Genomic DNA, 25,817 nt, shown 5'->3' on the forward strand with positions numbered 1-25,817 from the left:
TTCTACTGTACAATTCTTTTTAAATCCCAATATGCTTCTTCTAGCCACGGATGTATAACTTTCAATGTATCTTTCCTTTCCCACAAATATGAAATATATACAAAAGCTGCTTTTTCCAAAGATTTTCCCAATTCTTTTTTTATTTCTATTAAATATGGTGGTGTCCCTTTTTGATCCCATTCTATTTTATCTGCAACAAATAATACTAAATCCATCTTCGTTGCATGTTTACGCAACGTTGTATGGCAACAAATTGCATTTAAAATCTCTTCATCTTCGACTTTAAATATTTCTTTTGCGATTACCCTCGATAATTTTTGATGAATAATCATAGGAAACTTTCTTTCCGCTTCCACTATTGCTACACCAAATTCTTCAGCAACTGCAATCCGCTCCTCGTTTGGAAAAATGCCACTAATATCATGTAAATATCCTGCAATTGCTGCTTTTTCTTTATCTACGTGAAACTTTTCTGCAATCTTTTTTGCCTCATTTGCCACACGAATTGAATGTTTATATGTAAACTCTTTATTATATTTTAGTAGAAAAGCTTTAATATCATTGTCTATTTTTCCAGTTGGAGTAAATGAATATATATCATTACATAACATAGAAAATCCCCTTATAACTAACTTTCATTATAATGTAGAATCTAAATATCCTTGTTATTTTATATTCGTTATTAATCTTTTACTCCTTTTAATACGTTACATGAAATTTTATACAGAATCATCACTACAAGTACATAAATGTTTGATATTATAGTAATGTTGATGATTTGTAAGGAAAGGAACTACACAATGAATAAAAATATATTAATTATTGATGATGATAAAGAAATTGTTGAATTACTTGCTGTTTATTTGCGAAATGAAGGCTATAACATTTATAAAGCTTATGATGGCGATGAAGCATTGCAAAAGGTTTCTACATATGAAGTTGACCTTATGATTTTGGATATTATGATGCCAAAACGAAACGGATTAGAAGTTTGTCAGGAAGTGCGTGAAAATAATACTGTACCAATTCTAATGCTTAGTGCAAAAGCAGAAGATATGGATAAAATATTAGGCCTTATGACAGGTGCTGATGATTATATGATCAAACCATTCAATCCATTAGAATTAGTAGCTAGAGTGAAAGCTTTATTACGAAGATCCTCTTTCCAAAATGCTACTTCGCAAAAGAATGAAGATGGTATTATTCGTATTCGCTCTGTTGAAATACACAAACATAATCATACAGTTAAAGTAAATGGAGAGTACATTAAACTAACCTCTATTGAATTCGATATTTTATATTTACTTGCGAGTAATACAGGAAGAGTATTTAGTTCAGAAGAAATTTTCGAACGCGTTTGGAATGAAGATGGTTATGGTTCAAATAAGACGGTAATGGTCCATATTAGCAACTTACGAGATAAACTTGAAACAGTAATAAATGGAGAAAAATTTATTCATACTGTTTGGGGAGTTGGCTATAAAATTGAGAAATGAAGCATTTGATATATTAAAAGATATTCCTAAATGGAAACTTATTTTTTGGCTTTTATTAGCTATCACACTCACTCCTATTACTGAACTAATTATTTATCGCCTCGTTACGAGTGTAATTGAAAGTTCACTTACTCTAACCGAACTCGGTAAAGAATTCATTCGAATTTTTGGTTATGAAAAGTATAAAGGGATTAAAGAGTCTTTATGGATGATGATTGTATCTTATTTGTTTTTATTTTCTATTTTTCATCCTATCTTTACATTTTTTATCGTCACGAGAAAAACTTTATTATGAAACTTGTATAAAAAAATGATAGAAGAAATTCGTTATATTGCAAATGGAAACTTCAATCATAAAGTTTCTATTGTAAATCATAATTATCTAGAAGAATTAGCAATCGGGGTCAATGAAATTGTTGAACAATTAAAAGTCTCAATTGATGAAGAAAGACAAGCGGAACAAGCAAAAAGTGAACTTATTACAAATGTATCACATGACTTACGCACTCCCCTTACTTCTATAGTTGGATACGTAAATTTAATCCATCATGATAATTATAGAGATGAAGTGGAATTGCGATACTATATTCAAGTCATTTACGATAAAGTAACTCGTCTTAATGCATTAATGAATGACTTGTTCGAATATACACGTGTTCAAAATAAAGAATTAAGCTTGTATTCTGTTCCTATTGATATTGTAGAGTTACTTGGACAATTAACTGTTCAATTCCGCATACAGGTTCAAGAAGCTAATATAGAATGTCGGCCTTCTTTCCCGTCTCAAAAGCTCATGGTATTAGCTGATGGTGACAAATTAGTGCGTGTGTTTGAAAATCTTATTATAAACGCTATCGCTTATGGAAGCGAAGGTCGCTATATTGACCTTACTGCTTATGAAAGTAATAATATGATTACAATTGATATAACAAATTACGGACAACCTATTCCTAGTACGGATTTACCTCATATTTTTGAACGTTTTTATCGCGTTGAGAAATCTCGCTCTACAAACACTGGTGGATCTGGACTTGGATTAGCAATTGCAAAAAGTATAGTCGAATTGCATAAAGGAACAATTGAAGTATATAGTGATGACGAAAAAACAACATTCACTGTAAAACTACTCCCATACAAATGTTAATATTACAAATAAAAAGTTCAATTTCTTACCATATAAGAAATTGAACTTTTTCCATAATTACCCTAAATTTAATAATCCTTTATAATTCTTTAGAAATTCTTTACCTTTTCTTTCTTCCTAATTAAGCATTCCTTTTACAATACTATTATTGATGTCATAATAGGAGGATCGCTTATGCAATTCTTAAAGAAATTTGCTATTTTATTATTATCTTTTTATTACTGCTCTTATCGTTTTATATTTTTATCTTTATGTAAATGGTCCGATTATTCAAGCTAAATCAGCTATTTTAATAAATGCTAATTCAGGTGAAATTGTTTATAAAAAAAATGAAGAAACCCCAGTACAATCAGCTGCTTTATCTAAATTAATGACAGAATATATCGTATTGGAGCAACTAAATGATAAAAAGATACAGTTAGATGACTTCGTACAAATAAGTAACGAAGTTTTCCGAGTAGAAACAAGCCCTATACAAGTAACATCGAATGATAAAACAACGGTTCGTGATTTACTTCATGCATTGCTACTGGCAGGGAATAATCGTTCTGCACTCGCTCTAGCAGAACACATTGCTGGAAATGAAGATAACTTTACAGTATTAATGAATAAAAAAGCAAAAGAACTAAAGTTATTACAACCATCTCCATTTCTAAACTCTACTGGAATTAATAATAATACAAATAAACAATCAACTACAACAGCGATAGACGCAGCTAAACTAGCAGCACGATTAGTAAAAGATTTTCCAGATGTATTGAATATTACGAAACTAACCTCTTACCAATTTACCTTCAAAGATTCCCAGGTTTTCAATACGAATAAAATGATATATTCTCTTAATGAAAACATTAAACTTCAAGGTGTTGATGGCTTACAAACTAGTTTTTCAACTAACGGTAATTATAGTTTTGTCAGTACAGCAAAACTTGGAGATACTAGACTAATTTCAGTAATATTAGATGCAGATGAAGAAAACATTTCATTTATTGAAACAAAAAAGTTGCTCCAGTATGGTTTTGATCCTTCCTCGTACTCTGCACTCCAAGCTTTTAAAGACGCCCTTACATCTTGGACAATATTGCTTCAGTTTAAAAATTTAATTATACAAACTATAATGATTTTTTTAATCATTACCACCTTAATGTTTTTACATATACGTCAGAAAAAATCCGAGGATTTCAATTAAGAAATCTTCTTATATATATAAAACCGACTTGCGCTTGAGATGCAAGTCGGTTTTTAATTCTATCATCCTCTTCCAAGCAAATTTGCTGAAACTGGTTGCAAGTTTAACTCTCTCGCCCATATAGATAGCTGACCAATATGATAAATTTCATATCCCATTACATGTCTTAAAACCTATGTTTTTTGAGGCATACATCCATCTCTGTTTCCTTTCGTTGTGTTCGTTTGTTTAGTTTAAATGGGTTAATCTATTAATTCTATTAAATCCAACAATTGAACTATTACACTTTAAAGTTCTACTCATATACTATAGTAGATTACTAGAAAGGAGGCTTAACTATGGATAGTTGCGTTGTATTTGTAAACGGACAACCTTTTTTAGTTCTTTCAGTAGCTGGTATTGAAATTGCTAGATTAGAGATTTCCCTTCAAGTAGCATTAGCTCTAAGAGTACTTGGGATACCAATCTGTGATTAATTACCAAATTAAAAGAAAAAGAGGGCATTAGCCCTCTTTTTTTATTTTCCTCATATATTTTCTTAACAACAAATAAAATTTTAATTTTTATATTGTAAGGAAATTCCGAAAAATAAACTCATTTTATTCAATAAAAGAGCACCACCCATACCTCATTATCCGTTTCTAAAAATTAGAATTCGATTAATTACAAAAAATTTAAATATACGAACGTTACATAAAATACTTGTTAGAATAGCTGTCCTTCACACTATTTATTTCGCAGACGTTATATAATCAAAGCACCAATGATTAACTTTTTATACGGCTTATTTTAAGTGTGCTAGCCAATACTTTTACTTGTATGTTCTATACACTCATTCTCTACGGTATACTGATACCAACTTATATTTTTTGATGAGGGCCAATTTCCCTATATCCCTCTTTATTCCCATGTACTTTTTTTCTCAAATCCAAGCTAAATAATCTATATTGTTATCTTTTAAAATCAGCTCACTATCTGATTATATTAATAACCTATCACCTGGTAAAATCCTATTACCTAATGTATCTTCAATTGAATGGTCCATCATTTATACTTACGGATTGGCTTTCCCGTATCTATTGTGCATGGACATTGGATTTTCTAGCATCTAGCTCATTTCTTTAAAAATGTCGGATTTTTCGTCTATTATTAAATGAATAATGTTTGGAAGGGGATGTAATATGACAGAAATTAAAGTAGGGCTTACACAATTTTTAGACTTCACACTGAAAGGTAGTACAGCTAAAACAACCTTTATAAAAAATCTAAAATCCCAACCTGAATATCAACCAGCTTTTGATTACTGGAAACAATTACGAGAAACTGTTATTAAATTTCATCAAAACAAACTACCTTTTGAATATTTCGAAACATTAGTACAAACGGTTGATCAGAAAAAAAAACAAAACTACATTGATGTCATAAAGCAATACAAAAAATTCATTAAAAATAAAGACATCTCTTGGTTTGATCCAGGTAAATCACATTGGAAATCAGATGATTTAATCGTCCGTTCATCACCTGAACTTGGCTTATTCATTAATAATGAGCCACATCTTATCAAACTGTTTTTCAAAGGAAAAAAAGAGCGAATTGATAAATACAACATTAACTCGACACTCACACTATTAAATGAATCAACATTTTCAAATGAACGAAACGATGTGAATTATACGGTACTTAACATCCAAAAGAACAGAATGTATACGAATAACTCTATTAATAATAATCATTTAGTAGCGCTTAAATCAGAAGCTAACCAGTTTTGCTATATATGGAATAATCTATAAAGGACTATTCATCCCTTTCAATACATCGTTGATGCATACTTTAGTTACAATTTTTCTAGATTCATTCAGTTTCGTTTAATTATGGCTCACCCTCTTATTCCTCAGAAACAATGCAGGTGGGCCTTTTTCAAAAATGGTTTCTTTGTTAGTTTTAACATACTAGCTCTCCCCCGAAACAGCTGCAATTGAAATTATTTTTGTTTTATTATCCACTATACCCACCAAGCCCCTTTGTTAACATAATATAATTATAAATTACTATCGTTGCTACTTCTTCCATTCATATTCTAACATACTCATTTCCCATAAATTCCAATACGTTTCTCCTACTCTTTTTGACTCTCTTAATAAGCCTTCTTTTACAAACCCTATTTTTTCGTAACATGAAATGGCCGATGTATTAAAATCATACACACCAAGAGTTACTCTATGTAGTTTTAATTCGTCAAAAGCAATATGAAGTACTGCTTTCATCATATGTTTTCCTATAGAACGTCCTCTCATCTTCGTATTACCAACTAATACTTTTCCAATTCTAGCGGACTTATTAATATTATCTATTTGCCCAAGCGAAATATAACCAATAACGTCTGAAGTCTCTTCATCTACCACTTTGAAAGCGAGTGTATTTGCACTTTCTATATACTTCTCTAATTGCTGTTCGTCTAAAGGGAATGTGAATGCATTTCCTGACCATTGTATTAGAAATTCTTCGGAATTAATCCAATTTATTAATTGTTTAAAATCAGATTTCTTAAAACTTTCTAGTTTAATCACTTCCTTGCTCCTTTCGTACATCATGCTTTATAACCTCAAACTTATTTCTATATAAAGAATATATTCTCCTTTTATATGAAATTAAAATAAAGCCATTCATGTGAATGGCTTTACAAAAAAGCAGCTTAATTATGCTTTGTTTGCTACATCAATACCATTAAAATCAAAGTCAGCAGTAACCGTTGTAACAGGTGGGAAAATTGCTTCAATTTTACAAATGGAAATAATTACTCCAACCGATCCAGGAATAGCCGCAAGCCTAACTACATCACAACTGACAGACGAAACAGTACCTACATAAGTACGTCCCTCTGTATTAATTTGAACTGTTCGATTAATTAATTTCTTAAGTTCATCTCTAATTCCTTGTACACAAGAATTATCACATTTCTCATGCTGTTCTTTTTTACACTCTTCGAATACTTCCCAACAATCATCTTGTTTACATGTACACTTCTTTTTACAATTATTAAATCGAGAACCCAATACCTCACCCCCTAATCCTTTCTATTAGTAAAGTATGTCCACTAGCTTAAAAGGGTACGAGGCAAACACATAAAAAGAAAAAAACAAACAATTGTACCAAACTTTCTTTTCATTATTCATTATAAAAACAGACTTCTCCTAATTAAAAGCTTTTTAATGAGCGGCCGTGAATTTAGTCCTACTCCATTTAATGTTTAGACACCACTTTCTAAAACAAACCTTTTTTCTTTTAAATAAGACGCCCCTTAAAAACACACTAGATTTTCCCATTAACTCACATATACATAGACTTTATTTGTGGATTTCCCATTTTTCATTGTGAAATATACATTTAAAAAGCGTACTCGAAAATAAGATATTATTTGTAATCAGAACATTTTCTTCAACAAGTGTTTATTGAAAATACCATAACTAGTAGTAGTTCTCTCCACTTTCTCTTAAAAATTAGCATAGTTTGTATGAATTCTATATCGAGTAGAAGACACTCTATCATATAAAGATAAAATAGTAGGTTAATAAACAAGCCATTTTTTTATTAAAACATAGAATAATATGAACACTATTGAAAGGAGGTAGAAATAAATGTCCTGGAAAAATGATTGCTGGAGTTCTCAGAAAAAGCATTGCTGTGATGATTGGTGGAAATCTAAAGAAAAGCATCATTGTGATGATGATTGGAGTTCTCAGAAAAAGCATTGTAATGATGATTGGTGGAAATCTAAAGAAAAGTGTCATTGTGATGACGATTGGAGTTCTCAGGAAAAACATTGTAATGATGATTGGTGGAAATCTAAAGAAAAGTGTCATCGTGATGATAATTGGAGTTCTAAACGAAATAAGTGTCGTTGTAAATGTTTCTTTATTTGTTGCCATTGTAAAAGAAAAAATTGGTAATATTTTTAATGTCAACGTAAAGGAAAGAATATGTCTTTTGGAACCCATCGGGCTTTTCCGGAAAGTTGATCCCTCACCTACTTCCTTGCTTTTGCTGAATTTTTAGATGGGGGCATTACTGCCCGGCAAATACTAGAATGTAATATATAAAAAGCTGACTGCTTATAGTCAGCTTTTTATATATTAACACGTAAAGGTTTAAACAGACATATAAGCATTCACGCTTTGTCATCACCTTGTTGTTGTAAATTAGTATTTCTCCATTGAATAGACATTCCATAATATCGTATTTTGATTAAAACTAAAAAACATACTTAACACTAATAGTAAAATTTTTCTTCTTCATCAAATTCACTTCTTTTCTTTTTATAAACATAAAAAAAGGATCTCTATTTATATAGAGATCCTTTCTAACTTTATAATTTACTAGACTGTAACCCCTGAATAAACGGAACTACTTCAGGATTTACAAGCGATGATAAATCACCTAATTCTTTTCCTAAGTAAGCTGCTTTAATAACACGGCGCATTACTTTAGAATTACGTGTTTTCGGTAAATCTTCTACAACGTGGATGTCTTTAGGACACAACGCTTTTCCAATATGAGAGTTTACTAAACTCATTAATTCTTTCTTTAATTCTCCTGTGAATGTTACATGATCTCTTAACACTACAAAACAATGACAAACTTCACCTTTTACTTCGTCAGGTACACCAATTGCAGCAGCTTCGATTACATCGTTATGTTTCACAAGAATAGATTCATATTCAGCAGGTCCAATACGTTTACCTGCAATATTTAACGTATCGTCTGAACGCCCTGTGATGATATATTGTTCACCATCGTAAATGACCCAGTCACCGTGGACCCATTTATTTTCAAAACGCGACCAATATGTGTTTACGTAACGTTCATCATCTTCCCAGAAGCTTTTCGTCATACCTACCCAAGGTTTCTCTAAGCATAATTCTCCGACTTCATCTCGAATTGGTTTACCTTGATCATCCAGTACGACAGCTGCCATTCCTGGTAAAGATGCGTTAAAACTAATCGGTGCTATTGGCTTAATAAGAACATTACCGAAAATCCCACCAGAGATTTCAGTTCCACCTGAGTAGTTACAGATTGGGACATTTCCTTTTCCAACCGTTTCAAACAGCCACATCCATGGATCAGGATTCCAAGGTTCTCCTGTTGATGCGAATACTTCCAAACTCTTTAAAGAATGTTTATTGACATACTCATCACCTTTTGCCATCAATGCTCGGATTAACGTTGGCGAAATACCTAGATGAGTAATCTCATATTTATCAACTGTCTCCCATAACCGGTCTGCTTCTGGGAAGTCTGGAACACCTTCGTACATAACCATCGTTGCTCCATTAATGAGTGAACCGAATAATAGAAACGGCCCCATCATCCAGCCCATATCAGTTACCCATAATACACGATCACCTTGTTTAATATTCATTCCAAATCCTGCATCAAAAGCTGCTTTCAAAGGAAATCCTGCATGCGTGTGTACTGTTCCTTTCGGCTTACCAGTCGTTCCTGATGTATAAATGAGCATTAATGGATCATCACTTTGCATTTCCTCGGCATGTATGAATGGTTTTTCTTTTTCTAGCGTACTCCACGAAAAGTCATAGTTATGTGGTGTAAAATCATTTCCTGCATGACGAACGATAACAACTTTTTCAACAGTTGGGCAATGTTCACAAGCTTTATCTACTTCATCTTTTAAAGAAACAATTTTACCGCGGCGTGAAAATCCATCTGCGGTAATAATCATTTTTGAACCTGCCGCTTGCACACGTGTCATGACTGCATCAGACGCAAAGCCTGAGAATATTGGTGAAATAATTGCTCCGATTTTCATTACAGCTAGCATCGCAACAACTGTTTCTGGAATCATCGGCATATAAATTGTTACACGGTCACCTTTCTCAATACCCGCGTGTTTCAAACCATTTGCAACACGACTTACCCAGTTGTCAAGCTCTTCATATGTAAATGATTTTGAAGTTCCATTTTCCCCTTCGTACTGAAGTGCTGGCTGTATTCTCGTCTCTTCATCCGCAAGCCAGCGGGATAAAGCTGATTCTACAACGTTACATGTTCCGCCATTATACCACTGTGCAAACGGTGTACCATTTTCTAAATCTAACACGTCTGTATAAGGTTTCATCCATTGATAGCCTACTGCCTTTTCTGCCTCTCCCCAAAACCAAGCTGTTTCCTCGATAGATTTATTATAAAAAGTTTCATAATCTTCATATCCCAATGATTTCATCCAACCATATAAACGTGTTTTTTCCTTGTACTCTTCTGTTGGAAACCAAACTGCTTGTTTCAATGTTTTCCCCTCCTTAACTTTTTGAGCAAGAAAGCCCTAAATAGGGCTTTTAAACTGGATATACAGGATGTTTACGATCCGTGAATACTTGATATTTACTCATATACATTTCGAAACGTCCTTTTAATTCTTCACGTAAATTGTTTGGATGAACAATACCATCAATCACCATCTCTGATGCTAAATGATAAATATCAATATCTTTCTTATACTCTTCACGTTTTTCAGCAATGAAGCTAGCACGCTCTTCTTCTGGTAAAGCTGCAATTTTATTTGCATATACAGCATTAACCGCAGCTTCTGGACCCATTACCGCAATAGAGGCTGTCGGTAATGCCAGGCAACAATCTGGTTCAAATGCTGGACCTGCCATCGCATATAAACCAGCACCATATGCTTTACGAACAACGATAGAAATCTTCGGTACAGTTGCTTCACTCATTGCAGAAATCATTTTTGCACCATGGCGAATAATACCAGCACGCTCTACTTTTGTTCCAATCATAAATCCTGGTACATCCGCAAGGAATAATAATGGAATATGATATGCATCACATAAATTAATAAACTTAGCAGCTTTATCAGCTGAATCATGGAATAATACGCCGCCCTTCATACGCGGCTGATTTGCAATAATACCAACAGGCTTACCATCAATACGTGCTAAGCCTGTAATTAGCTCTTGAGCAAATAATTTTTTCACTTCATAGAATGAACCTTCATCAATAACTCTATTAATGAGATCTTTCATATTGAAAGGAGCATTTTGATTTTCTGGAATGATTTGTTCTAACGTTTTATCGAATTGTTTCGGTTCTTGAGGTGTAACCAATGGAGTCTTTTCTAAGTAGTTATTTGGAAAATATGAAATGTATTGTCTTGCTTGTGTAATCGCATCTTCTTCTGTCTTGCATAAAACATCTCCGCATCCTGATACAGAGCAATGCATACGAGCTCCGCCCATCTCTTCTAAAGTTACCTTCTCACCGATAACCATCTCAGCCATACGAGGAGATCCTAAATACATAGATGCATTTCCTTCTACCATCATTACAACGTCGCAAAAGGCTGGAATATAGGCACCACCAGCTGCAGAAGGTCCAAATAATAAGCATACTTGAGGAACTTTACCTGATAATTTCACTTGATTATAGAAGATTCTTCCTGCACCACGGCGCCCTGGGAACATTTCTACTTGATCTGTAATGCGCGCTCCAGCAGAGTCGACTAAATAAAATAACGGAACACGTAGTTTTTCAGCTGTTTCTTGAATACGTAAAATCTTTTCAACTGTGCGTGATCCCCATGATCCAGCTTTTACAGTAGAATCATTGGCCATTACACATGCAGTACGACCATGTATTTTACCCGTTGCCGTTACAACGCCGTCCGCAGGTAAGCCTGTTTGTTCACAGTTAGCAAATAATGCATCTTCTACATATTCGCCATTATCAAATAGAAGCGCTAAACGATCTCGAACAAATAATTTTCCTTTTGCTTTATTTTGTTCATGATACTTTGGTGCGCCGCCTTGTTTAATCGTTTCAACTCGTTCTTCAAATGAATTAGATTGTTGTTTTTGATCTAACATATTTACTCCCCCTTATACGTTGGTGTGCGTTTTTCCTTGAATGCTTGTAATCCTTCTAATCTATCTTTCGTATGGATTACACCTTCATACGCTTGTTTTTCCATTTGTAATCCGGTATGTAAATCAACTTGAATACCATTTGAAATTGCCTCTTTTGCTAATCGAACAGCAATAGGTCCATTACTAGCAATTTTCTCTGCTATTTCAATCGCTTTCTCTTCAAGTAAATTAGCTGGTACAACAAATTCTACTAAACCATATTCTTTTGCTTCTTGCGCTGAAATACGTCTACCTGTATAAATTAATTCTTTCGCTCTACCAACACCAATTAATCTCGGTAAGCGCTGTGTACCACCCGCTCCTGGTATAATTGCAAGTGTCGTTTCAGTAAGACCAAGACTTGCAGATTCAGCAGCAATTCTAAAATCACAAGCTAAACTTAATTCCGTACCACCACCAAGTGCAATTCCATTTATAGCAGCAATAACTGGCTGTGGTAATTGTTCAACCATCTCCATAGTCGTGCGAATCATACTAACAGCATGGCGAACTTGTTCCTCATTCATACCAGCACGTTCTTTTAAATCAGCACCAGCACAAAATGCTTTTTCACCAGCACCTGTTAGAATAACTACACGCGTATTGGACTCTTCACTTATTTGAGTTAATATGTTTTGTAACTCTTCTAATAACGCTAAAGATAATGAGTTTGCTTGTCTTTCACGATATAACGAAATCTTTACAACGTGAGGTGTTACATAATCAACTGAAATGTTTTGTAATTGTAGCATCTTCTCACCTACTTATCGTTTTATGTTGAAGCGCTCTATACACATGACTCGGTAATTGGATATTTAGCTTACTTTGAATAAATTGACTAGCTCGCAATAACTTTTCTTCGTCTATATTCGTTTGAACTCCTAATTTATGGAGCATATGTACTAGGTCATCAGTAGCAACATTACCTGATGCTCCTGGTGCATAAGGGCAGCCCCCAAGTCCACCACAAGAACTATCAAATGTTGTAATACCGTATTCTAATGATTTAACTACATTTGCTAGAGCCATTCCATACGTATTATGAAAATGCATAGCAAACTGCGAAGCATCATACTTCTTTAATAGATGTTCTAATACTTGTTCTACTTGTAATGGATTCGCTACACCGATTGTATCCCCAAGAGAAACTTCATAAATGCCGTATGAAAATAGTTGATTACATAATTCGTCAACTGCTGTGACACTTATATCCCCTTCATAAGGACATCCAAATACAGTAGAAACATAGCCTCTTACCTTTTTCCCTTCGAATAATGCCTGTTTTGTTATATCTTCGATTACAACTAACGCTTCTTTAATCGATTTATTAATATTACTTTTATTATGAGATTCACTTGCTGATAAAAAAACATTCACCTCATCTACATTTTGCAAAAAAGCTCGTTCCAAACCATTTTGGTTCGGAACAAGCGCAGCATATGTAACATTTGGATCCCTTTTCAGCTCAGAAAACACATCATTTGCATCCGCTAATGCTGGGACCCATTTTGGGTGAACGAATGAGGAAACTTCAACATACGACAATCCTGCTTCTGTAAGTAGTTGAATCCATTTTACTTTATCTTTTGTGCCAACAATCTTTTTTTCATTTTGTAAACCATCACGTGGTCCTACTTCTTTAATGACAGCAAAATTAGGTAGTTTCAATTCGCTTCCCCCTATATCTCCCTATTCAATTTCTAATAATACATCTCCTTCATTTACAAAATCGCCTTCTTGCACATTAATTTTCATAACTGTGCCGGCTTCTTCTGAAATGATTGGAATTTCCATTTTCATAGATTCTAAAATGACGACATCCTGCTCTTCCTCTACTGTATCTCCTACTCCTACAACAATCTTCCAAACGTTTCCTGCCATCGATGCGTATACTTTCGTCATCATTTTTTCCCCCTTAATATTGTTAGATCTTATTTTTTAACGAGTTGTTTCGTTACAAAACCCGTTGTATAAATACCCGCTTTGAACACTTCGTCTTCCAAAACTTGCAGTAGCATTGGCGTGTTCGTTTTAATACCTTCTACTTTTAATTCTTCTAGAGCATCATGTAATTTCGAAATTGCTTCTTCACGAGTCTCGCCATGTGCAATGACTTTCGCAATCATTGGATCATAGAAAGGTGTAATCGTTACATGATTTTCTAAGAAGTGATCAATCCGTACATTTGACGGTAATGTTAAATCTGTAATTTTCCCAGGTGATGGGAAGAATGTTTTCGGATCCTCTGCATAAATACGAGCTTCAATGGCATGACCACTACGTTTTACATCATCCTGAGTAAATGATAGTTTCTCTCCACTTGCGATAAGGAGTTGCTGTTCTACAAGGTCTAATCCCGTAATTTCTTCTGTCACTGGATGCTCTACTTGTAATCTCGTATTCATTTCTAAGAAATAGAAATTTTTCTGATTATCTACAAGAAACTCAACTGTACCTGCATTTGTATAGCCAAGTGCTTTGGCAGCTTGTACAGCAACTTCTCCCATCGCCTTTCGTGTACCTTCATCTAAAAATGGTGAAGGTGCTTCTTCGATTACTTTTTGATTTCGGCGCTGTACCGAACATTCACGCTCCCATAAATACACTGTGTTACCATGTGTATCTGCTAAAAGCTGAATTTCAATATGATGCGCATCTGCTATATATCGCTCTAAATACATTTCTCCGTTACCGAAGAAGTTTTGCGCTCTTGTTTTATTACTTTCAAACGCTTTGGTGAGCGTTTGCTCAGTTTCCATCAACTGCATACCAATGCCTCCGCCGCCTGCGGATGCCTTAAGCATTAATGGATAACCAATTTGTTTTGCAATTTCAATTGCTTCTTCAGCAGTTTCAATATTTGTAGTAATACCTGGGACTACTGGGACATCTGCTGCTTGCATTGCGATACGTGATTCAATTTTACTTCCCATCTTCGTAATGATTTCTTCTGAAGGACCGATAAATACGATTCCTTCTTCTTTGCAGCGAACCGGAAAAGACGGATTCTCTGATAATAAACCATAACCCGGATGAATCGCTTCTGCATTTGTCTTCTTAGCTATTTCAATAATTTTTTCAAGGTTTAAATAACTTTCTTGAACACGCGGTCCACCTACTAAGTAAGCTTCATTTGCCATCTTCACATGAAGGGCATTTTCATCTGCTTCAGAATAAATAGCAACAGTGCGAATGCCAAGTTTTTGACAAGTTTTCATAATACGAACAGCAATTTCCCCGCGATTCGCAATTAATATTTTTTGAAACATAGTGATTCCTCCTTTTATCTACATCCTAAATGTCTAGCAATTACGAGACGTTGAATTTCAGAAGTTCCTTCACCAATTTCTAATAGTTTCGCATCACGAATATGTCGTTCAACTTCATATTCACGCATATAACCATATCCACCATGAATCTGTACTGCTTGATTCGCAATACGGCTTGCTGCTTCCGATGCAAATAATTTTGCCATTGCCGCTTCTTTGCCGAAAGGTTTATCGTTATCTTTTAACCAAGCTGCTTTATGTACTAAATTGCGTGCTAGCTCTACTTCAGTCGCCATATCAGCTAATTTAAATTGAATCGCTTGGAAATTAGAGATTGACTTTCCAAATTGTTGACGTTCTTTCGCATATTGTAATGCACGTTCAAAGGCTGATTGCGCAATACCAACTGCCAATGCTGCGATTGAAATACGCCCTCCATCAAGTGTATATAAAAATTGTTTAAAGCCTTTATTTACATCACCAAGAATATTTTCTTTCGGTACACGAACGCCATCAAGTACGATTTCACAAGTATTAGAAGCGCGAACACCCATCTTATCGTAAGGACTTGAAATCGTTAATCCTTCACTCGTAGTAGGCACGATAAATGCAGAAATACGTTTTCTACCATTCTCTTCAATACCGTTGACAGCGGTTACAATAATTGTATTTGCATACTCTGCGTTTGTAATCCAACACTTCTCACCACTGATTACATACTCATCACCATCTAATACCGCTTTCGTTTGAGTACCACCTGCATCTGATCCAGCATTCGGCTCCGTTAATCCGAAGGCACCTAATGTTTTACCTGACGCCATTGGAACTAAATACTTTTGTTTTTGTTCTTCTGTACCGAAATAATAAATTGGAGAAGCACCTAATGAAATTGTTGCAGCATAGCTTAAACCGGTGCCACCACAAGCGCGACCAATTTCTTCAACTGCTAACGCATACGATACCGTATCGCCACCTGAACCTCCATACTCTTCTGGGAATGGGATGCCTAATAATCCTAGTTCGCCCATTTTTTGAAATGTTTCATATGGAAACTCTGCAGTTTTGTCATAATATACAGCTTTCGGTGCGATTTCCTTTTCAGCAAAGTCACGTACCATTTCTTTAATCATTTGTTTTTCGCGAGTTAGAGTAAATTCCATTCCGCTACACACCCCTTATCGAATATTGAGTTTCGACAGCGTGCGAGTTTCTACTACAAACATAACAACTTAAAAGACAAGAATATTAGTTAGACAATTGCTACAATTCTGTCATAACTTAATTTTAAAACAGATTCTGTACTAATGCACAAAAAAATTCCTACATTGTTCTACAACAACATAGGAGATTTTGTGTCGAATTATGTAATTTATTGTTTAATAATCTCTACCTTTTCCCGAATCAGAAATTTCTACTAATGCTTCAGGGTATGGTTCGAAATACGTTTGTCTTAATAAATACTTTTCATCAAATCGAATAGCCCATGATTTTAATATTGTAAGTAAACTACTAAGTGGTATTTTCTTTTCTGCATACTTTTGTAACAGTTCTATAAAATGATCTTTTTCTTGTTTTTTTAACTTTGTTTTAAAATATCCAAAAATGTGCTCGCATACATTTACATTCGATGTATAACGGGGCGCACGCATAAATAATTCATATAAAGTCTTCTCATAGTTTTCAAATACCACTTCAATCTTTTCATTTTTTTGATTTGCAATTATACGACCTAATTCCTTTTGTTTCACCTGATTATATGCCATAAATAAATATTTATTGTCCGACTGAAACGATACAAGTTCTTTCATATTTTTATTGTGTTTAATCATTTTGTAATATGCGATTGTAAATAACCTTGTAAAGAAATGCTCTCTAATAATAAAATTCGACAATCTACCTTCCTCTTCAATAGGAAGATGCGAAAAATTTTTTACTACTGCTCCGCCGAATAAGCCAGCTCCTTTTCCCTTTGCTGGCGCTTTTTCAAAACCAGAATAAATTTTCACATCACGCGTACCACAACTTGGTGAACGATTCTTTAAAATAAAACCATCCACATCCGGTATCGTTTGTAAAAAGTCATTTGAAAACTGCTCCATTTTTTCAGTTACATCTTCTCGTGTCGACGGTTGCACAAGTCTATTCTCACCATTTTCTTCTACAATTCGTATCGTTTCACGAGGAGTCCCCAATCCAATCTCCACTTCTGGACAAACAGGTATAAATGTAACAAATGGCTGCAAATTTCGTATTGTTACATCTGGAATCATCTCTCCATTATAACGACAAGCATCAAATTCTAAACACTTACTTACGACGATTGTAGGTTTTGCAAATTGTCGCATCTTATTACCTCCTTATTGCTAGCCCGTATAATATAAATTGTACTAAGATTAACATTTTAAGCAAAGTTTGATTCAGTTATTTTTATGAGAAATATATATCCAATGATATATTAACAATCATTCAACTCTATTTTCTATAAATGTGCGCCCTATTAATGAGGGTTTAGATATTGTGAAATGAATAATACACACATGCTTCGGAGAAATTAATGATTAAGAAAGGAGGATTGTTATGAAAAGAAATTATCATCTATCTTAAGTGTTTTAGCACTATCTATTATGTTTTTAGGTACATCTACGCAAGCTGAATACGATGGAAATAATATGAATAGAGTGAATAACACTGATATTTCAACTCGAGTAAATGACAATAACTTAGACAGAGTTAATAATGATGTAAGAACTCGAAATGTAAATACAACAAATGATTTAAATGATAATCGTGATAAAAATAATAATTGGGCTTGGCTTGGTTTATTAGGACTAGCAGGATTATTAGGTCTTAGAAGAAGAGACAAAGAAACACGCTGATTTAGAATGTTTTTAGTAAACAAGTACTTATTTATCAAAAATATAATGAAAATAAATCGCCTTTTTAAAGGCGATTTATTTTTACTTAAAAGTAATGTATGTAATTCACACTTCAACGATTAAAATCGTGGAGTTAATCCATACAATATAAATTGAATCGTATTTTCAATTTCCGCTTCATCACTCCATTTTTCTTCAGGCAATAATAAAAATCGTGTTAATAATAAACCTAATACAGCTGATAAAGTAAGACGTAGTACGGAAGATGGTGGTATCTCAATAATTTCCCCTTCTTCTTGAAATTTCACAATCAACTTTTTGAAATGTGAAAACAGTTCTGTTTCTACTAATTGCTGTATTTCATTTTTCAGTTCTGGTTGGAATGGCACCTCTTGAATTAATATTTTTATCATAGGAAAGTGTTTTTGAGCAAATTTAAACCTATTATGAATTACAACCCTTAAAAGTCCTTCGTATGATTCATAATCCGATTTAAATATTTCTTTTGCAAAGGTTTGTACGAAAAATGGTGCAGCGAACTTAGTTAAAGTTGGCATTACGACCGCTAGTAATAAATCTTTTTTTGTTTTATAGTAGCGGAAGATGGTTCCTTCCGCTACACCAGCACGCTTTGCAATTTCACTTGTTGAAGTTGAAGCGTATCCTTTTTCTCCAAACATATCAACAGCCGCCTCTAATATACGCATTTGACGTTCATTTCGTTTATCCGTATTAGTTGCAGCTATTAATTCCTCCAGCCAATCCTTCTGCATTTATAAAGCTCCTTTTTGTCATTATTATATTTTGCGATGTTTCTTTAAAGCAAATACATTTCCTACTGCAAATAATATTGCAAAAAGTAATAACACAGTAAGATCTAATGCAATCTCTGTAAACCCTTGATTCCGAATCATCACTTGTCTCATTGCGTCAGCGCCGTATGTGAGTGGAAATACTTTCCCTAACATTTGTAGGTTCATAGATTCCATTGGAAACAATCCAGAAAAGAAGATTTGTGGCACAATAACAAGCGGTATAAATTGAATCATTTGAAACTCATTATTTGCGTATGCCGATAAAAACGTACCTAATGTTAGTGCAGTTAAAGAGAGCATACATGTAATAAGTAACGTTAGCCATATGGAGCCAGCTACGTATAAATCTAAAATATAAACGGAAAAACTTACGATAATAATGGATTGTATAAAGGCAAAGATTCCAAAACCAATAATATAACCTGCGACTATTTCCCATCTTCTTACTGGGGTGGATAATAACCTTTCTAGCGTACCACTTAAACGTTCTCTTACGAAAGATACACCAGATAATATAAATACAAAGAAAAATGTAAAGAAACCAATTAATACAGGACCAAGCCCATCAAACATCGTAAAGTCTTTAGAGCCATGTAAATAATTTACTTCAGGTTTCATAATCGATACATCATTCTTCTCTGTGCTTTTTTGCAATACTTGAAGTACAGCACGATTTTTTGACGAATCACTACCTTCCAACAGAAGTTTCATTTTTCCATTCTCTATTCGAAATACTGCATCTACCTTTTGTTTTTCCAACTCAGAAATCGCCTTTTCCTTACTGTATTCATAAATTGACGCTTCTTGATTTTTCATCACTTTTACTATTTGAGCGGGCATATCAACAACAGCAATTTGCGGTATATAGTCTTTCTGTGTAAACACTAGTGACAAAAGCCAAAGTAATAACATCGGTGCTCCAAACATCATTGCTAACGAACGCTTATCTCGAAAAAATTGACGAATAATACGTATGATTACACCAGTAACTCTCATGATGGCACCACCTCTTCTAGCAAAAAGACATCTTCAATCCGTCCAGATGACACGCGTTTTTTCAATTCTTCAGTTGTTCCAACCGCAACTAGTTTCCCTTCTCTAATTAACCCTAGACGCTCACAAAATTCAGCTTCATCCATAATGTGCGTCGTTACAATAATCGTTGTGCCTTTCTTTTTAAGATCATAAAATTTTTCCCAAATCGTTTTTCTAAGAAGCGGATCTATCCCCACTGTAGGCTCATCTAAAATTAATATTTCTGGTTCGTGAAGGAGCGCTATTGCTAATGATAAGCGTTTTTTCATTCCACCTGAAAATTGTTGTACTTGCTTTTTCATATACTGTGACAATTGTACAAGTTCAAAAACCTCTGCAATTCTTGTCTTTTTACGTTTTCCCTTTAGTCCATACATCGTTGCTATAAAATCTGCATTTTCATATGCTGATAATTCTTCGTATAATGCATCCGCCTGGGCCATATAACCAATTCGTTTCATCTCATTTAAATTAGGCATATTAGTATTATTAACAAGCACTTCACCTTTCGTTGCCTCATTAATACCTGCAATCATTTTAATGAGCGTTGTTTTCCCCGATCCAGAAGGTCCAACAAAACCAAAAATCTCTGCTTTTTCAACTTGCAATGAAAGATTGTGTAACACTTCTTTTTTTCCAAAACTTTTTGATACAGTCCGTAAAATAATTGAAGGTTGTTGCACGTTTCATCCTCCTTTTCTAATAAAAATGAGTGAGTACTCACTTTTATTTTACTCTTGCTTAATTATATGTCAAACTTCGTTGATTAGTATGTATGTTCAATCACCGATATTAAACAATGAAACAGAGTCGACATTAGAATTTCATTTCCTAAAGTCGACTCTGTTTCATTTAAACTATAAATTTCACTTTACGTTTTTAAATTCATATACTTCCGAATTCTAGCAACGTCTAAAGAATATTCGATAACTAATTGCTGTAACGGTAAAATAACTGTGTCAGGATATAAATGTGCATATTGTAATGTTTCTGCATATTTTTCTAACCTTTTTCTAAATACTTTATTATTTGATCAGGATGACTTACTAATAAACATTTACAATAATAATGGATTTGTTCCTCAATCGCCGTGTATTCTTCAATTTCATATTCTTTATGCATGTGTACACCCTTTAAGTTTTTATATGAATTACTTATCACAATTTTCACTCGACAAATTTTAAGTTTTTTGATTATTTACACTATAACAAACACTGAGGGTCAAATTTTGTTACTTTATGTAACGTAGAAAATTTTTAACAAAATTGTAATGTTTACTCCTGCAAAATACAGAAAGCCCCTTTACTCATTTTTGTATAAAAAAAATCGTACAGCTTAATTTAGCTGCACGACTACAATTTCTGGCCTATTCAAAATCCTTTGCGGAATGATACTATTTCCTAATCCTCTACTCACTACCATTGATGTATTTTGTTCTACATATAAACCCGCTGTATATTTAGGTAAAACACCTTGATTTGGAGCAACTAATCCACCGATAAATGGCAATCTAACTTGCCCTCCATGAGCATGTCCCGATAAAACCAAATCCAACCGCTCATTCGTATATTCCTTTATAAATTCAGGCCTGTGGGATAATAATACATTATATCTATCTGGCTGCATTTCAATTTTTGCTTTTTTAATTTCATCTATTATAATATTTCCTTCATCACGGTTTCCAGTACCAAACTCTGGATCATCAATACCTAGCAAGTTTATCTCTTGCTCACCCTTTCGAATGCCTACATGTTCATTCCTTAAAACATTGACACCATATTTCTTCAACTCTTTTTCTAAACTGTTATACTTTCCAGACCATTGTTCATGGTTTCCTGTCACAAAATATACAGGATACTTCTTTACCATTTCTCGTATTAATTGCATACTAACTTCTGCATCGTATGATTTACTGTCAATTAAATCACCCGTAATTGCAATAATATCTGGGTCTATACTTTTCATTTTTTGAATTAACACATCTTGATTATCGCCAAATTTTTTATTGTGTAAGTCTGAAATTTGTAGAATTTTATACCCTTTAAAAGAGGATGGTATTTTACTAGAGGTTATTTTAATCTCAGTTATACTTATTAAATTGTTCTGTAAATATAAAAAGATTGTAAAACCTACTAATATACAAATAATCATTACAATTCTATTAATCTTCTTTTTCATATTTTCTCCTTTACATTCTCATCAAACACTTCTATATGCTAACTGAGTTATATTATACTTTCTTGAAATTTATTTAAATTAATAAAATAATACAGTACATGAAATTTCATATAAGATATGTCATATATATTCGTTATATTTTTACTTTTACCTTTTTAATAATAAGAATACAAAAACGACTCTTATCACACGAAAAGAGTCGTTTTCTAACTTTATACTTTTAATACTTTCATGTTAAAAATGCGAAAACTAAAATACTATTGCCTAAGAGCCTTAACTATAACTTTAGTTGCCTCTGCAATGAGTTGATTATCATAAGTTGCCTCTTTCTCATCTTTACTAGATAAAATTGCGATGATAATTGGTGCTCTATTTGGAGGCCAAACGATAGCAATATCATTTCTTGTCCCGTAACTGCCAGCACCTGATTTATCTCCAACTACCCAGTCAGTTGGTACGCCTGCACGAATAAGTTTGTCTCCTGTAGCATTTCCTTTCATCCACTCTGTAAGAATTTTACGTTTTTCAGCAGGAAGTGCATTTCCAACCGTAAAAGCTTTAAGATTCGTAGCAATAGCTTTCGCTGTACTAGTGTCACGAATGTCTCCTGGAATAGCTTCGTTTAATTCTGTTTCAAAGCGATCAGACATAGTAATCCGATCCCCCATATGCCTAAGCGCTTTTTCATATCCTTTAGGTCCTCCTATTTTATTAAATAAAATGTTCCCTGCAGTATTATCACTTGAACGAACAGCTGCCTCAGCAATTTCTCCTAGTTTCATTCCAGTATCTACATGTTTCTCTGTAACAGGTGAATAATCCACTAAGTCTTCTTTCGTATATGTGATTACTTCATTTAATGAATCAATTGAGTTTTGCTGTAGTAATACTCCCGCGGCTAAAGCCTTGTAAGTTGATGCGAAGGCAAATCTTTCGTTAGGTCGATAAGAGATTGTTTGATTTGTACCAGTATCAATCGCATATACACCTAATCGAGCATCAAATTTTTTCTCAAGTTGAGAGAACTCTTTATGCGTTGCCTGATTTTTATGTTTCACTTGACCAGTCTTTTCTTTCGCTTCAACTTGCAGTGCCCCTCCTGTAAAAGCTTCTAGGCTTGTAAGACTTAAACCTAATATACCAACGCATATTCCTATTTTTAGCATCCTCTTATTTTTCAAAATCATCATTCCTTCCAAATTTTTAGCACCTTTTTATACGTACACATAATAGACAATCACCGAACCAAATTTGTTCCATAAACTGAAAAAAATTTATAGCTAGTATGAGAGTTATTAACAAAATAAGAGATAGTAGCTACGACGCCTCTATCTCTTATTTCATATTTCATTTTTTTACTTATAAATGGCTTTATATGAACAGGGTCTCTTCCCTGAGAAAAGTACTCTAATTTTGCTTAGAACTACCTGTACTAGTAGCTTCACCATGTATACGTTGCTGTTTCAAATCAAAGTATACATCTAATACTTCCTTTCCAATTATAGAATTAATTCCATTTTTATCATCATGAAGCCATGGAACTACTACGGAAAATGCTACTTCTGGATTATCATATGGAGCATATCCAACTAACGTTAAGTTGTAGCATTCCATACGTTCTCCTTTTGCATTTCTACCAATCGGGTCATCTCCACCATATACAGTTTGGGCTGTTCCTGTCTTTCCTGCTGGTTTATATGGCGCGTTTTTGAAATATTTCACGCCAGTTCCATCACCTTCTTGGAATACCCATCTAAACCCTTCTTTTATCCGATCAATATGTTCTTTCTTCATATCAATTCGATTTAATACGACAGGCTCTATGGAACGTATAACTTTGCCAACCTCTTCTTTTATTGATTGTTCTCGTATTTCTTGTACAATTTGAGGTTGCATTCTATAACCACCATTCGCAATCGTTGAAATATATTGCGCTAATTGCAACGGCGTATACGTATCATACTGACCGATAGAAAAATCTAGTAAAAACCCAGGTTGACTATCTACTTTTCTCGTTTGTCCAATTATTTCATTCGGTAAATCAATACCTGTTGGGACACCTAAACCAAATTGCTTGAAATAATAGCGCATCGTATCAAATGCTCCTTGTTTAATATCCAATGAGCCATTTGGTACGTAATTGACTCCCGCAATTTTTAAAGCTGTCTGGAACATGTATACATTTGAAGATACTTGTAAAGCTCGTAAATCATTAATATTACCAAATCCGGATACATTCCACGATTTTTTAGCTTGTGTACCTTTAAATTTCATCGGCGCGTCATAAAATTGATCTCCTGGATGTATTGCCCCTGTCTCATATCCAGTTAATAAAGTAGCACCTTTTACAGCTGACCCTAGCTCATACGAAGTTGTCATGTTACCTAACGCCAAATCCTCAACCTCTATTTTCCCTTCTTTTTCTACAATCTTTTTGCCTGCCATAGATAAAATTTGTCCGTTATTTGGATTTGTCATGACAACAAAAGCTCGATCGAGCAGTGGCTCTGAACTCTTAAAAGCTCTCAAGTTTTTCTCTATACTTTCTTCCACTTTCTTTTGTAATTCCATATCAATCGTTAATGTTAAACTATTACCACTTTTTCCTTTAGAGATTATTTCTGTGCTAACAATGTTTCCTGATTTATCAGTAATATTTTTCACTTCTTCTTTCGTGCCGTGTAATACATCTTCATATCGTTGTTCAATATAACTTTTTCCAACACGATCATTACGGTTATATCCACGTACTAAATAAGAATCTAAATTTTCTTTCGGTAATCCTTCTTCACTACTCGTAATATTTCCTAATATAGAACGAAATAAATTACCATTTACATAATTACGTTCCCAATCAACAGTGGCATCTACTCCTGGAAAATCTCCAAGATTTTCGCTTATCCGCGCATACTCTTCATCTGTTACATCTTTTTTTATAATTTGTGGTGTTAGTTGATAACCCGAACTCATTTTACTTTTAATAGCTAACACCTTTAAATCTTGTGCTGTTAATTCTGCTAATTCTACCTCTGTAACGCGACCTCGTCTTAAGTCTTCTATTTTTTTATCTAACTCTTTGCCCTCTATACCCTTTTCTTTAAATTTTTCTATATCTTTCTTAGTAATCTTTGTCTCCGCACGTTTCGAATTCAACTGCATCCAAAAATCTTTTTTATCGATATCGGTTAATTTATTTATGTCTTGTTCGGGCATTTCAAGTACTTCCGCCAAGTCTTTTGCTGTTTTTAAAATAGCTTCACTCGTAATCCCCTTTACCCTTGTATACGTAATTGTGCGAAGAGGTTTATTATTAACGACTGTTTTCCCTTCTCGATCTAAAATTTGTCCACGTGGAACTGGAATACTAGTTATTGCATTTTGACTACTTTCCACTTGGTTCCTATAAGCCTCTCCCTCCACAATTTGTACTTTCCCTAGCTGCATAATAATAGCTGAGAATAGTAAAAATATGCAAAGGAACATAATATTTAACCGAATAGATATATATGTCTTCTGTTTCTTTCCTTTTTGTTCTTTCATAAATCCTCCATATAATTCTTCCGGAACTCCTCACTAATACTTAAACGTTCCTATATATTTGAAACCATTATTCGGTTATAAATAGTGTCTTATCTTTTTCTAAATCTTTGTAAGTATTAATTCCTTTTGTATAGCCGCGTAATTGATAAATCTCCCTTCCTTTTTTCTCACTTGTTTTTTGTCGCTTGCAATGTGACTCATATTATATTTTACACATAGGCTTGCTAGTAACTTTTCATATTGATTATTCCTTTCTTCATGCTGTAATACTTAATAGACAACCTAAACAATACAGTTGTTCCACATTTACAAAAAAATAATTAAATATAAGATGAAGTAGG

22 protein-coding genes and 4 pseudogenes are annotated in these 25,817 nt (G+C 33.8%); 7 read left to right on the top strand and 19 right to left on the bottom strand.

Features of this window, described 5'->3' with window-relative positions:
• Positions 1-2: 2 nt before the first annotated feature.
• On the bottom strand, positions 3-611 hold the full coding sequence (gene yqeK, locus IQ781_RS03185) for a bis(5'-nucleosyl)-tetraphosphatase (symmetrical) YqeK (RefSeq protein ID WP_025689453.1): 609 nt from the start codon (positions 609-611) through the stop codon (positions 3-5).
• 189 nt (positions 612-800) lie between these two features.
• Between yqeK and IQ781_RS03190 the strand changes: the two genes are divergently transcribed.
• The 3 genes and pseudogenes from IQ781_RS03190 to IQ781_RS03200 all read left to right on the top strand — a co-directional run bounded on the left by IQ781_RS03190 (position 801) and on the right by IQ781_RS03200 (position 3,829).
• Positions 801-1,496, top strand: a complete 696-nt coding sequence (locus IQ781_RS03190; RefSeq protein WP_001038807.1) for a response regulator transcription factor — start codon at positions 801-803, stop codon at positions 1,494-1,496.
• A pseudogene (locus IQ781_RS03195) lies at positions 1,486-2,640 on the top strand (sensor histidine kinase). The gene IQ781_RS03190 and the pseudogene IQ781_RS03195 overlap by 11 nt, the downstream one beginning before the upstream one ends.
• A 174-nt stretch (positions 2,641-2,814) precedes the next feature.
• Positions 2,815-3,829: pseudogene (locus IQ781_RS03200) on the top strand (D-alanyl-D-alanine carboxypeptidase family protein).
• Between the two features lie 62 nt (positions 3,830-3,891).
• On the opposite strand, the pseudogene IQ781_RS03205 reads toward IQ781_RS03200, so the two are convergent.
• Positions 3,892-4,002, bottom strand: a pseudogene (locus IQ781_RS03205) (DinB family protein); the annotation flags it as partial.
• 165 nt (positions 4,003-4,167) lie between these two features.
• On the opposite strand from IQ781_RS03205, the gene IQ781_RS03210 reads away from it, so the two are divergent.
• Both IQ781_RS03210 and IQ781_RS03215 read left to right on the top strand, forming a co-directional pair.
• Entirely contained in the window at positions 4,168-4,305 is a 138-nt protein-coding gene (locus tag IQ781_RS03210; protein WP_000376554.1) for a DUF3956 domain-containing protein, read from the top strand.
• Positions 4,306-5,010: 705 nt separating this feature from the next.
• Positions 5,011-5,619 (top strand): hypothetical protein, encoded by a 609-nt coding sequence (locus IQ781_RS03215; protein WP_000136052.1) that lies wholly within the window; start codon positions 5,011-5,013, stop codon positions 5,617-5,619.
• A gap of 267 nt (positions 5,620-5,886) precedes the next feature.
• Here the strand turns inward: IQ781_RS03215 and IQ781_RS03220 are convergent, their stop codons facing one another.
• Together IQ781_RS03220 and IQ781_RS03225 are read right to left on the bottom strand one after the other, a co-directional pair.
• Positions 5,887-6,420 (bottom strand): GNAT family N-acetyltransferase, encoded by a 534-nt coding sequence (locus IQ781_RS03220; RefSeq protein WP_242808219.1) that lies wholly within the window; start codon positions 6,418-6,420, stop codon positions 5,887-5,889.
• 105 nt (positions 6,421-6,525) lie between these two features.
• Positions 6,526-6,882 (bottom strand): hypothetical protein, encoded by a 357-nt coding sequence (locus tag IQ781_RS03225; RefSeq protein ID WP_000535577.1) that lies wholly within the window; start codon positions 6,880-6,882, stop codon positions 6,526-6,528.
• Positions 6,883-7,444: 562 nt separating this feature from the next.
• Between IQ781_RS03225 and IQ781_RS03230 the strand changes: the two genes are divergently transcribed.
• A complete protein-coding gene (locus IQ781_RS03230; RefSeq protein ID WP_172459103.1) occupies positions 7,445-7,882 on the top strand; it encodes a hypothetical protein in 438 nt (145 codons plus the stop codon).
• Between the two features lie 310 nt (positions 7,883-8,192).
• On the opposite strand, the gene IQ781_RS03235 is transcribed toward IQ781_RS03230, so the two are convergent.
• From IQ781_RS03235 to IQ781_RS03270, 8 genes are all read right to left on the bottom strand, one after another.
• Positions 8,193-10,133: an AMP-binding protein gene (locus IQ781_RS03235; protein WP_000806472.1), complete on the bottom strand. Its 1,941-nt coding sequence runs from the start codon at positions 10,131-10,133 to the stop codon at positions 8,193-8,195.
• Between the two features lie 49 nt (positions 10,134-10,182).
• Positions 10,183-11,724, bottom strand: coding sequence for an acyl-CoA carboxylase subunit beta (locus tag IQ781_RS03240; protein WP_000886744.1), 1,542 nt, complete (start codon positions 11,722-11,724; stop codon positions 10,183-10,185).
• Positions 11,725-11,726: 2 nt separating this feature from the next.
• Entirely contained in the window at positions 11,727-12,515 is a 789-nt protein-coding gene (locus IQ781_RS03245; protein ID WP_000939818.1) for an enoyl-CoA hydratase, read from the bottom strand.
• A 4-nt stretch (positions 12,516-12,519) separates the two neighbouring features.
• Entirely contained in the window at positions 12,520-13,431 is a 912-nt protein-coding gene (mvaB, locus tag IQ781_RS03250; protein ID WP_000775436.1) for a hydroxymethylglutaryl-CoA lyase, read from the bottom strand.
• A gap of 21 nt (positions 13,432-13,452) precedes the next feature.
• Positions 13,453-13,668 (bottom strand): acetyl-CoA carboxylase biotin carboxyl carrier protein subunit, encoded by a 216-nt coding sequence (locus IQ781_RS03255; protein ID WP_001987345.1) that lies wholly within the window; start codon positions 13,666-13,668, stop codon positions 13,453-13,455.
• Between the two features lie 26 nt (positions 13,669-13,694).
• Entirely contained in the window at positions 13,695-15,032 is a 1,338-nt protein-coding gene (locus IQ781_RS03260; RefSeq protein ID WP_000486749.1) for an acetyl-CoA carboxylase biotin carboxylase subunit, read from the bottom strand.
• A gap of 14 nt (positions 15,033-15,046) precedes the next feature.
• Complete coding sequence (locus IQ781_RS03265) at positions 15,047-16,192, bottom strand: acyl-CoA dehydrogenase (protein ID WP_000397279.1); 1,146 nt, start codon at positions 16,190-16,192, stop codon at positions 15,047-15,049.
• A 216-nt stretch (positions 16,193-16,408) separates the two neighbouring features.
• Complete coding sequence (locus IQ781_RS03270; protein WP_001248640.1) at positions 16,409-17,377, bottom strand: YbgA family protein; 969 nt, start codon at positions 17,375-17,377, stop codon at positions 16,409-16,411.
• A gap of 279 nt (positions 17,378-17,656) precedes the next feature.
• On the opposite strand from IQ781_RS03270, the gene IQ781_RS03275 reads away from it, so the two are divergent.
• On the top strand, positions 17,657-17,908 hold the full coding sequence (locus tag IQ781_RS03275) for a WGxxGxxG family protein (RefSeq protein WP_242808220.1): 252 nt from the start codon (positions 17,657-17,659) through the stop codon (positions 17,906-17,908).
• 119 nt (positions 17,909-18,027) lie between these two features.
• On the opposite strand, the gene IQ781_RS03280 is transcribed toward IQ781_RS03275, so the two are convergent.
• The 7 genes and pseudogenes from IQ781_RS03280 to IQ781_RS03310 form a co-directional block, all read right to left on the bottom strand.
• A complete protein-coding gene (locus IQ781_RS03280) occupies positions 18,028-18,681 on the bottom strand; it encodes a TetR/AcrR family transcriptional regulator (protein WP_001168185.1) in 654 nt (217 codons plus the stop codon).
• 24 nt (positions 18,682-18,705) lie between these two features.
• Positions 18,706-19,719, bottom strand: coding sequence for an ABC transporter permease (locus IQ781_RS03285; protein ID WP_001266729.1), 1,014 nt, complete (start codon positions 19,717-19,719; stop codon positions 18,706-18,708).
• Positions 19,716-20,441 (bottom strand): ABC transporter ATP-binding protein, encoded by a 726-nt coding sequence (locus IQ781_RS03290; protein ID WP_001187071.1) that lies wholly within the window; start codon positions 20,439-20,441, stop codon positions 19,716-19,718. The genes IQ781_RS03285 and IQ781_RS03290 overlap by 4 nt, the downstream gene beginning before the upstream one ends.
• Positions 20,442-20,629: 188 nt before the next feature.
• Positions 20,630-20,880: pseudogene (locus tag IQ781_RS03295) on the bottom strand (hypothetical protein).
• A gap of 213 nt (positions 20,881-21,093) precedes the next feature.
• Positions 21,094-21,936: a metallophosphoesterase gene (locus IQ781_RS03300; protein WP_000727181.1), complete on the bottom strand. Its 843-nt coding sequence runs from the start codon at positions 21,934-21,936 to the stop codon at positions 21,094-21,096.
• Positions 21,937-22,193: 257 nt separating this feature from the next.
• The gene (gene bla / locus IQ781_RS03305) at positions 22,194-23,123 is read right to left on the bottom strand and encodes a class A beta-lactamase Bla1 (RefSeq protein ID WP_063219966.1); all 930 of its coding nucleotides are present in this window, start codon (positions 23,121-23,123) and stop codon (positions 22,194-22,196) included.
• A 220-nt stretch (positions 23,124-23,343) separates the two neighbouring features.
• On the bottom strand, positions 23,344-25,476 hold the full coding sequence (locus tag IQ781_RS03310; protein WP_065212719.1) for a peptidoglycan D,D-transpeptidase FtsI family protein: 2,133 nt from the start codon (positions 25,474-25,476) through the stop codon (positions 23,344-23,346).
• Between the last annotated feature and the right edge of the window lie 341 nt (positions 25,477-25,817).

This window comes from Bacillus sp. N447-1, assembly GCF_022701035.1.
Classification (GTDB): domain Bacteria; phylum Bacillota; class Bacilli; order Bacillales; family Bacillaceae_G; genus Bacillus_A; species Bacillus_A cereus.

Excerpts from the sequence above, each read along its gene's own strand:
- yqeK (WP_025689453.1), bottom strand. The coding sequence starts at position 611 with ATGTTATGTAATGATATATATTCATTTACTCCAACTGGAAAAATAGAC.
- IQ781_RS03190 (WP_001038807.1), top strand. The coding sequence starts at position 801 with ATGAATAAAAATATATTAATTATTGATGATGATAAAGAAATTGTTGAA.
- IQ781_RS03210 (WP_000376554.1), top strand. The coding sequence starts at position 4,168 with ATGGATAGTTGCGTTGTATTTGTAAACGGACAACCTTTTTTAGTTCTT.
- IQ781_RS03215 (WP_000136052.1), top strand. The coding sequence starts at position 5,011 with ATGACAGAAATTAAAGTAGGGCTTACACAATTTTTAGACTTCACACTG.
- IQ781_RS03220 (WP_242808219.1), bottom strand. The coding sequence starts at position 6,420 with ATGATGTACGAAAGGAGCAAGGAAGTGATTAAACTAGAAAGTTTTAAG.
- IQ781_RS03240 (WP_000886744.1), bottom strand. The coding sequence starts at position 11,724 with ATGTTAGATCAAAAACAACAATCTAATTCATTTGAAGAACGAGTTGAA.
- IQ781_RS03245 (WP_000939818.1), bottom strand. The coding sequence starts at position 12,515 with ATGCTACAATTACAAAACATTTCAGTTGATTATGTAACACCTCACGTT.
- IQ781_RS03255 (WP_001987345.1), bottom strand. The coding sequence starts at position 13,668 with ATGATGACGAAAGTATACGCATCGATGGCAGGAAACGTTTGGAAGATT.
- IQ781_RS03260 (WP_000486749.1), bottom strand. The coding sequence starts at position 15,032 with ATGTTTCAAAAAATATTAATTGCGAATCGCGGGGAAATTGCTGTTCGT.
- IQ781_RS03265 (WP_000397279.1), bottom strand. The coding sequence starts at position 16,192 with ATGGAATTTACTCTAACTCGCGAAAAACAAATGATTAAAGAAATGGTA.
- IQ781_RS03270 (WP_001248640.1), bottom strand. The coding sequence starts at position 17,377 with ATGCGACAATTTGCAAAACCTACAATCGTCGTAAGTAAGTGTTTAGAA.
- IQ781_RS03275 (WP_242808220.1), top strand. The coding sequence starts at position 17,657 with ATGTTTTTAGGTACATCTACGCAAGCTGAATACGATGGAAATAATATG.
- IQ781_RS03280 (WP_001168185.1), bottom strand. The coding sequence starts at position 18,681 with ATGCAGAAGGATTGGCTGGAGGAATTAATAGCTGCAACTAATACGGAT.
- IQ781_RS03285 (WP_001266729.1), bottom strand. The coding sequence starts at position 19,719 with ATGAGAGTTACTGGTGTAATCATACGTATTATTCGTCAATTTTTTCGA.
- IQ781_RS03300 (WP_000727181.1), bottom strand. The coding sequence starts at position 21,936 with ATGAAAAAGAAGATTAATAGAATTGTAATGATTATTTGTATATTAGTA.
- bla (WP_063219966.1), bottom strand. The coding sequence starts at position 23,123 with ATGATTTTGAAAAATAAGAGGATGCTAAAAATAGGAATATGCGTTGGT.
- IQ781_RS03310 (WP_065212719.1), bottom strand. The coding sequence starts at position 25,476 with ATGAAAGAACAAAAAGGAAAGAAACAGAAGACATATATATCTATTCGG.